This is a genomic window from Acinetobacter sp. T_3_1 (assembly GCF_025377055.1).
Classification (GTDB): domain Bacteria; phylum Pseudomonadota; class Gammaproteobacteria; order Pseudomonadales; family Moraxellaceae; genus Acinetobacter; species Acinetobacter kookii.
Genome location: NZ_JACHVD010000003.1, coordinates 313,714 through 322,740 on the forward strand (window position 1 = coordinate 313,714; position 9,027 = coordinate 322,740).

General features: G+C 30.1%; 6 protein-coding genes and 1 pseudogene. 6 read left to right on the forward strand and 1 reads right to left on the reverse strand.

Features of this window, described 5'->3' with window-relative positions; genetic code table 11:
- The first annotated feature begins 48 nt into the window (after positions 1-48).
- From H4I94_RS06370 to H4I94_RS06395, 6 genes are read left to right on the forward strand one after another with little or no spacing between them, the layout of a single operon-like run.
- On the forward strand, positions 49-939 hold the full coding sequence (locus H4I94_RS06370) for a dynamin family protein (RefSeq protein ID WP_261182416.1): 891 nt from the start codon (positions 49-51) through the stop codon (positions 937-939).
- A 12-nt stretch (positions 940-951) separates the two neighbouring features.
- Entirely contained in the window at positions 952-3,234 is a 2,283-nt protein-coding gene (locus H4I94_RS06375) for a dynamin family protein (protein WP_261182418.1), read from the forward strand.
- 1 nt (position 3,235) lies between these two features.
- The gene (locus tag H4I94_RS06380) at positions 3,236-4,303 is read left to right on the forward strand and encodes a hypothetical protein (RefSeq protein ID WP_261182419.1); all 1,068 of its coding nucleotides are present in this window, start codon (positions 3,236-3,238) and stop codon (positions 4,301-4,303) included.
- A gap of 24 nt (positions 4,304-4,327) precedes the next feature.
- A complete protein-coding gene (locus H4I94_RS06385; RefSeq protein ID WP_261182420.1) occupies positions 4,328-7,480 on the forward strand; it encodes an ATP-binding protein in 3,153 nt (1,050 codons plus the stop codon).
- A gap of 20 nt (positions 7,481-7,500) precedes the next feature.
- On the forward strand, positions 7,501-8,163 hold the full coding sequence (locus H4I94_RS06390) for an HNH endonuclease (protein ID WP_212638353.1): 663 nt from the start codon (positions 7,501-7,503) through the stop codon (positions 8,161-8,163).
- Positions 8,164-8,173: 10 nt separating this feature from the next.
- On the forward strand, positions 8,174-8,560 hold the full coding sequence (locus H4I94_RS06395) for a hypothetical protein (protein ID WP_212638352.1): 387 nt from the start codon (positions 8,174-8,176) through the stop codon (positions 8,558-8,560).
- Between the two features lie 338 nt (positions 8,561-8,898).
- On the opposite strand, the pseudogene H4I94_RS06400 reads toward H4I94_RS06395, so the two are convergent.
- Positions 8,899-9,027, reverse strand: a pseudogene (locus H4I94_RS06400) (IS5/IS1182 family transposase); the annotation flags it as partial.

The window sequence follows — 9,027 nt, forward strand, 5'->3', positions numbered from 1 at the left end:
ATTATCTAATTAAAATAAATACTTACTTTGTTTTTTAAGAGGGATATAGTGAGAAATCAAAAAGTAAATGTCGTGTATATGGCAACAATGAGTGCTGGAAAGACTACATGCATTAATGCATTGCTGGGTACTGAGCTTTTACATTCAGCTAATGAAGCAACAACGGCAACAATTACAGAGATAAGATCAAGTAACAAAGAATTAATTAGATGTTACGGTGAGAGTAAAAAATTAGTTGAAGAAGTATTCGATATTGCCCCGGAAAAAATAAGAGAATTAAATAGTAATGAAAAAATTAATGAGATTTTTATAGAAGGTAATTTTAATATTGATGAAAATTTAGTAATTGTAGATACTCCCGGGCCAAACAATAGTAGGGATAATAATCATAAGAATCTATCTTATAATTATATTTTAAATTCTAAATTTGATTTTTTAATTTATGTTATTAATTCTACACAACCTTTTATTAATGATGATGTTCAATATTTAAAATTTATTTATAAGAATGTAAAAAGTAATAAAATAATATTTTTGGTAAATAAATTAGATGATTTTGATTTGGAAAATGAATCTATAGAAAATTTCAAAATAAATTTGGAAAAATACTTAAATGAACTTGGATTTAATAATCCTGTGATTTTTGGCGTAAGTGCTTATAGAGCCTTACTTATAAAGAAGTTAATTTATCAAGAGAAAATGTCCCGTAAAGAACGAAGGGATCTATTGAATTTAATTGATGGGAGTGAAGATATTCTAGGTTCTGAATTGATATCTTTGTCACCCAATATGATTAATAAAGTAAAAGTAGAAAATAGATTCGGATTTTTAGGTGAAGATTTTCAAGATTTGAAATATTTAAATGAAATTTATTGTAAAACTGGTTTTCCATATTTTGAATTTTATTTGAAAAATAGAATTCACGAATTAAATAAGTAGGGGTAATTTAAATTGAACAGTATTTTAATTGAGTATAATCCATTTTCGATAGAAACAAATTTTTTTATAGATGGTAAAGAATTGACAGGTAATAATATATTATCTGATTTTAAATATAGAAGACTACAATTATGGGTGGATCAATTACCTAAGATTTTGTATGAGTTTTTTAATTATGATTTTAATATAAATATAGATTTTATTGGTCTTGAATCTGATTATATTGATATAAAAGAAGAGATTGATAAAGCCAATTCAGAGTATGGTGCTAATATTCTATTAGCACCCTATCAATCTGTGGAAGGCGTAGATATTCGTTTGGAAAAAATCCAAGGAATGATTGAAAAGGCAAAAAAAAATCCAAAATTTTTGAGTTATTTAGAAAATAATTCAAAAATTTCTGTTGCTTTAAAAGAAGCATTTAATAATGATTTTGATGCATATGTTGTAGCAACAATGTCTTCCGGTAAATCTACTTTTATTAATGCAATGTTAGGTACTGATCTATTACCAGCAAGAAATGAGGCGACAACAGCAACTATTGCAAAGATATTTGATACTAAAGTTGAAAAATATTGGGGTGCCAGATGTAATAAGAATGGAGAAATTTTAGATGAAAATCATGAATTAAATAGTGATGTTTTAAATAATTGGAATGACCAAATAGATACACATACTATTGATATAGAGGGCCCTATTTATGGAATGCAAAAACGAGATAATGTTCGTTTAGTATTAACCGATACTCCTGGACCAAATAATAGTCGTGATGATTCTCATGCTCAATTAACAATGTCATTTATCCAGGATTCTCAGCGAAGCCCACTGATTTTGTATATTTTGAATGCAACACAATTAGGTATTAATGATGATAAAAACTTATTAAGACTAGTAGCTAAAGAAATTAAAAGGGGAGGAAAGCAAGCAAAAGATAGATTTATATTTATTGTTAATAAGTGCGATGAATTTGATTTGGAGAAAGAATCTCTAGAGAAAGCCTTGAAAAATGTTAGAGATTACTTAGAAGAAAATGGTATTCAAGACCCTCTAGTTTATCCTATATCAGCTTATGCTGCTCGATTAATGAGAAATAACGAGCAAAGTCTTACTAGTCGTGAACGTCGTAAAAAAAATGACTATATTGATCAATTTTTAGAGGAAGATTATAACTTTATTAAATACATGCCTTTAACTGCAAAAGTCTCATCTAAAGTTCAAAATTTAAAACTTACAGAAAATTCTGAATTAAATCTAGCTTTAAAAAATAGTGGTATTCCTGCTGTAGAAATGATGATTGATGAATATATTGAAAAATATAATTTTCCTCATCGTTTGAATCGCGCAAAAGAAGCACTTGATGAAGCAATTAAGCTGGCATTGAATGAAGAAGAGATAATTTTATCTTTAGCAGATAATGAAGCTGAATTACAAACAACTTTAAATGCTATCAATGTTTTAGAGGAAAAGAGAAATCATGGGTTTAAAACGGAAGCATACAAGAAAAAGTTAAAAGACAACAAAAATAAAATACCTAACGATATTCATAAAAGAATAAAAGATTTAAGAATTGATGTTTCAGCAACACTTTTGAGTGCTGGTAACACCATGCGAGGTGAAGTTAATGTTGATCAAGCAAATATGAAGTTAGATAAAATTGAAAATAATTTAAGTTTTAAATTTAAAGAAGTAATCAATGAATTAGATAAAGCATATATAGTAATGCAAGAAAATATTCGAGTTAATTTAAATTCGGAATATCAAAAATATGTGGCATCAATCTTTGAAGATGTTAAAGCTTTAAAGCTTCCTGTATTAGCTGGATTAGAAGATAAGTTTAAAAATCTTGATATTAGTATTGTAAAGACGACAAATAGTGAAATTAAAACAAGACGCGTAGTTGTTGGGCAAAGAGAGGTAAAAGATTCTAATTGGTGGAATCCTTTCTCTTGGGGCAGAAAAAAATTAGTTGATATTACAGAAGAAAGAGAATCTGTAGTTTTAGATGAATTGTGGAAGGCAAGAAGTTTAGAACTACGAAAGCCTTTTGATCAATTGCTTGAGGATGGAATGCAACATATACAACATGGAGCAAATGACATTGTTGATCTTTATGTGAAATTTATGTCGGCTGAATTTGATAAGCAATTCGATTCTGTAATTCTAGAGTTAACAGAAAAAATAAAGGATAAAGATAAGCGATTACATGCAATTAATTTGGCAAAACAAGAATTGAAATGGATTGAAGATTTTCGTTCAGAATTAAATAGCACATTGATGATTAAAGGTAGTCACTAAGATGGTAAATAATATTAAAGATGAAATTTTAAATACTTTAGCGAACTCAAATGATCCTAAAGAGTTAAAAAACCTAGAAACACGTGAAGTTGAATTTGAGGACTATAATGAAGTTTGGGGAGAGTTGATTGATAAAAGTCATAGTTATGATAAGGAAGATTTTGAAAAAAGCTTAATTCAACTGGAAAAAAACTTTTGTCATGTTCGGTTGGAGCGAACTATTGAGATAAAAATATTTTTAATAGAAATAGGAGCTGAAGGTTTTGTAAGTACTTCAGATTCTATATCTAAAATAAATATGCAATCTAATAGTCTTGTTGCTGACTCAGTTGGAAATTCAAGTGATGAGAGTATGCAAAGAAAACCTTATGATGAAAGTTCTGTGAAACAATTGTTCGAAGAGTTTTCAGCAAAAGATTTGAGAACATTAAAAGTTAGTTTGTTAAATCTGCTATTAGATAATAGTAAGCCAATAGATAAGTTAACAATTTTATTGTCTTTAGTTCACTCGAAGTATCCTGAATTATTTAATGAATATCTCGAAGATGAAAACAATGATCCGATTGATTTAGATCAAGAGAATTGGACAGTTCTTTATTTTCATTCGCAGAATACAGCATTAGAGACGAATTTTTCAATCGATCGCTATAAACATTTATTAGATGTTCGTGACTTTTTAAGAAAAAAAGGCGAGAGTGATTTTCAATTCATTTCAGAAACCAAAAAATCAGGACAATCAGGACAATCAGGACAATCAGGACACTCAGGACACTCAGGACAATCAGGACAATCGGGACAATCAGGACAATCAGGACTATCAGGACAATCGGGACAATCAGGACAATCAGGACTATCAGGACAATCGGGACAATCAGGACAATCAGGACTATCAGGACAATCGGGACAATCAGGACAATCAGGACAATCAGGACAATCGGGACAATCGGGACAATCAAGACAATCAAAAAGCCTTTTAGATGAATTGATTGATATGCTGGTTGAAAGTTTAAGTAAGATGAAAGAAGTTAGTTGCAATCTTATTGAAAAAGTGAAATCAAAATTTAAATAAACAATTAGAGTGGGGGAATAGAAAATGAGTAATATGGTAATGAAATCACCGGAACTTCTTTTAATAGGAGAAAATAATCTTGAAAAATCATTATATTCTGCAGAGTATATGATTAATAAGAGTTATTTACCTGATTTACCTAACATGTCTATTCTTCCTACTTTTAATATTGAAAATATTAATTTAAGTGCGGAGGTGCGCTTATTTAAATTAGAAAGATTGGTTCAGAATAATAAACAGTCTGTATTAGAAAGTCTTACTGCGATTTATACAGCATTAGGTAAATCCGAACATAGTTTATTTTTTATATTAGAAAGTGATGGGAATACTACTCAGATATATCTGGGGGTAAAAAGTAAAAGTGGTAGTTTTGAAGGACATAGTGCTGGAGAGTTGTTAAAAGCAACTTTTGAAGGGCAATTCTCAGGTAGTGATCTTAAAACTGTAACAAATATAGCTCTTTTAGACATTTTTCAAAATACAGCTAATTATGAAAATAATGCAGGTACAGGGGTAACAGCTGTTACAACAATACCTTCTCTTTCTGTTGATAATCGTGAAAACTTTATGCAAGGTATGGAGCGTTTTATTGATGCAGCGGAAGGTAAAGTTTATCAGGCGATTATTTTAGCTGAATCTGTTGCGGAAGAGGTGTTGCAGACCATTAGTAGAGGTTATGAGCAGATATATACTCAAATATCACCATATGCTAAAAAAACTTTTAGTTATTCTCAACAAGAATCTGACAATGTAGCTGAAACATTAAGTACAGGTATAACTAAAACCTTAGCACAAAGTGTTGGTTTGACTGAAACAAAAGGGCAGAGTACTACACAAGGCACTAATGAAAGTAATCAAACTGGTTCTTCAAGTAGTAAAGGTGGATCTATTGCACCACTTGGGATGGGGATTAATATAGGGGGAGGTTATTCATCTTCTGAGACAAAAGGAAAAAGTTACACTGAGTCTGAAAACACTTCAGAAAGTAATAATCAGACAAAAACATCTTCAAATGCACAAATGCAGAATACAAGTACTACTAATGGTAAAACACATGGTACAAGTCAGCAAAATACAATTGAATTTCAAAATAAATCTGTTCAACAAATACTTAATAAAGTTGATCAAAATTTAAAAAGACTAGATGAAATACAATCTTTTGGTGGTTGGAATTTTGCAGCTTATTTTATAGGCCAGACTCCGACAGTTTCACATGCATTAGGGAGTATTTATTATGGGCTTATGAAAGGTGATGAATCAAGTTGTGAGGCTTCAATGATCACTACTTGGGGACATAAAGAGAAGACACTAGTTTTAAAATATTTAAGAAATTTACAACATCCACAATTAAAACCAATTGCAGAACTAGATGTACAGGTTCCCTTTGTTACACCGACAACTTTGCTATCAACAAAAGAGATAGCGCTGACATTGAATCTACCTCAACACTCTACCTCTAGTGTTAGTGTGGTTGAAACAGTTCCTTTTGGACGATCGATCCAATATTTAAATGATGTTCAATATGAGGGTAAAACAGGTGTTGAATTAGGTGTATTACGTCATTTATGGAAGGATTTTAACCGAAAAGTAGTTTTAGATAACAAGCAATTAACACAGCATACTTTAGTTTGTGGATCTACGGGATCAGGTAAAAGTAATACTTTATATACAATTTTAAATAATTTACGACAGCAAAAAATTCCTTTCTTGGTTATTGAACCAGTGAAAGGTGAATATAAACACGTTTTTGGTAATTATGATGATGTTTCTGTTTATGGAACTAATCCTAGACAAGCAACTTTATTAAAGTTAAATCCTTTTAGTTTTCCTAACGAGATCCATGTTCTAGAACATGTTGATCGCTTAATTGAAATATTTAATGTGTGTTGGCCGATGTATGCGGCTATGCCTGTCATATTGAAAAAGTCTATTTTACAAGCTTATCAAAGAGTAGGTTGGGATTTAGATGAGTCTGTAAATATTCGATCAATAAATTTATTTCCAACTTTTACCGATGTTGCTTGTGCTTTAAAAGAGATTATTCAAAATTCAGAATATTCTGAAGAAGTTAAAGGAAATTATATTGGGTCATTAGAGACACGTATAATGTCTTTAACAGATGGTCTTAATGCGCAATTATTTAGTCAAAATGAATTAGATAGTTCGATATTATTTGACCAAAATGTGATTGTAGATTTAAGTAGAGTAGCTTCATCAGAAACCAAGTCACTCATTATGGGAATATTGGTAATGAAGTTAAATGAATATCGAACAAGTCAACAACTGGACATGAATTCTAATTTAAGACATGTTGCTGTATTAGAAGAAGCTCATCATTTGTTAAAAAGAACGAATATAAGCCAATCCATGGAATCGAGTAATGTGGTTGGTAAATCGGTTGAAATGTTAAGTGAATCTATTGCTGAAATGCGTACATATGGGCAAGGTTTTATTATCGTTGATCAATCACCAAATGCATTGGATATTTCTGCAGTTAGGAATACAAATACGAAAATTATTTTAAGATTACCAGAGGAACAAGATCGTCAAGTTGTTGGTCGTTCAGTTGCTTTGAAAGAAGAGCAATTAGAAGAAATTTCAAAGCTACCACAAGGCGTGGCGATTGTGCATCAAAGTAACTGGTTAGAGCCAATATTATGTAAAATTAATTATTTTTCTCAAGATCACTATAAGTATAATTTTGAAAAAAATATTGAAAATATTCCAAAAATAAAGGAAATACAAAAAGCAGTCGTTTATTTCTTGCTGTATGTAGGTAAACGTTTACCTGAAGACTATATTCAACCTGATATTGAGTTTCTGAAAAAAACTTTATGTTTTATCCCAGATACCGCCCTACGTATGGAAATTGAGCATTTGGTGAAAATATATCAGCTTGGCAAACTTCAATTTGATGCTATTAAAGATTTTGGAAGGATTAGTCAATATATTGTTAAAATTTTAAATTTGGAAACTGTGTTAGAGCCTTTACTTAAAAAATCATTTGATATTAATGATTTTGATCAAGAGTTAAATAAATATATTTTTAGTCAAGATATTATCTTAAAAACTGAATTAAAACATGCCTGTTTAAAGTATTTAACGAATGTAGACAGTGGATATTTAAAAGCATATCAAATGTGGACAGATCATACGCAAAATCAGTTGATGCTGTAAGGCAGAAATAGGAGAGAGTTTTGGGATTAATTTCAGTATTAGCTAATACTTTTGAAAGAACAAATGACGTGGAAGGATTTAAGGACGTTTGGTACAAAGATTCTTCCTCTACATCAAAAGAATATGACTTAGTTAAATTAGATCAACCAATTTATAAAACTGGTGATTCGTATCACTCTGGTACAATTGAAAATAATAGTCAAATTGTTGAAAAAGGTTTTTTACCTAGAGAAAAAGATGAAAATGGTAATTTAAATGGTTCATGGGCAGGCGAACCTGGTAATTCGACGTGGGAGCCTAATCGCGAAAAAATCCCTGACCCTATGAATAAAAAAAGTGGTAATCCCGATGGATTAACTTGGGGGGAGATTTTAGATAAATATGAAATAGAAGGGGTTACATTTAAAGATGGAGAACCTGACTTTAGTAACGTAATGAAAGATGAAGTTAAAATTGATGATTTTACAATAGATCGACGTGTGAATTTTAACAAAGCCGATACTGCTTTAGCTGAGAAATGGGATGTTTCACCAAGGGAAGTAGCAGATTGGCGCAGAGAAAACAATTATACTTGGCATGAGTGTAAGGATTGTAAAACAATGCAATTAGTTCCAGGTGAGGTCCATCATAATATTCCTCATGAAGGGGGTATTGCTGCGAAAAAACGTGAATTAAATAAATAAGGGAGATGTAATGAAAACTTTAGAAACAGAAGTAGGAGTTTTTGAGTTTAATTATGGTTGGGTTAAGCTAATTAACTTAAATATCAATGAAATTACTTATGAAATTCCCTTAGTTTTTGAGGCTTTTGAAGGAGAAAATATTTCTGAAGCACAACTGAAAAGCTATAAGTTATTTATGCATGAACAGTCTAGATATGAACAAAACATTCTAGATTTAATGTCTGAATATGTATTAAATGAGAGTATTCAAAATCCAGAGTTTACTCCAACTAGTTTATTGTTTAAAAGAGATGGAAGTATTGGATTGATTTGTGATTGTAATTGGGATATCGATCAGGGCATTGTTATTATTCTATATCCAAATAAAGTCATAAAAAATCAAGATCTTTTTCTTTAATACTTTAATGTTTGATTGATTTGACTTGAATGCTTTATTTATTTTTAAGCTTCTATTAAGTTTTAAATTAAATATTATATTTTAGAAAAACTTGAAGATTGATTTTAAATCAAAGTACTTTCAATTTTATATAAAATTGAAAGTGCTAAAATCCAAAATATTGTACAAAGCTTTTTGATAAAGTACTGTTTGGCTTGATTAAGCAGTTGTTATTGGGGTGGTTTTATATATGATTTTAATATACTTCTAAGCTTAAATATTAGAAAATAATCTAATTGTTAAGTTAAATGATTAATTATGCTTTAGCTAAATTTTTATTAATTAGGGTCTGTTGACATTTACTGTTCATAATTAACCCTATAAAGGTAGCCATAAAAATATACAGGCTAAAGCAACAGAACTTTGATAATTTCTTTTGAGCTTGTCATATCGAGTAGCTATTCCTCTAAATTGCTTTAATCTACAAA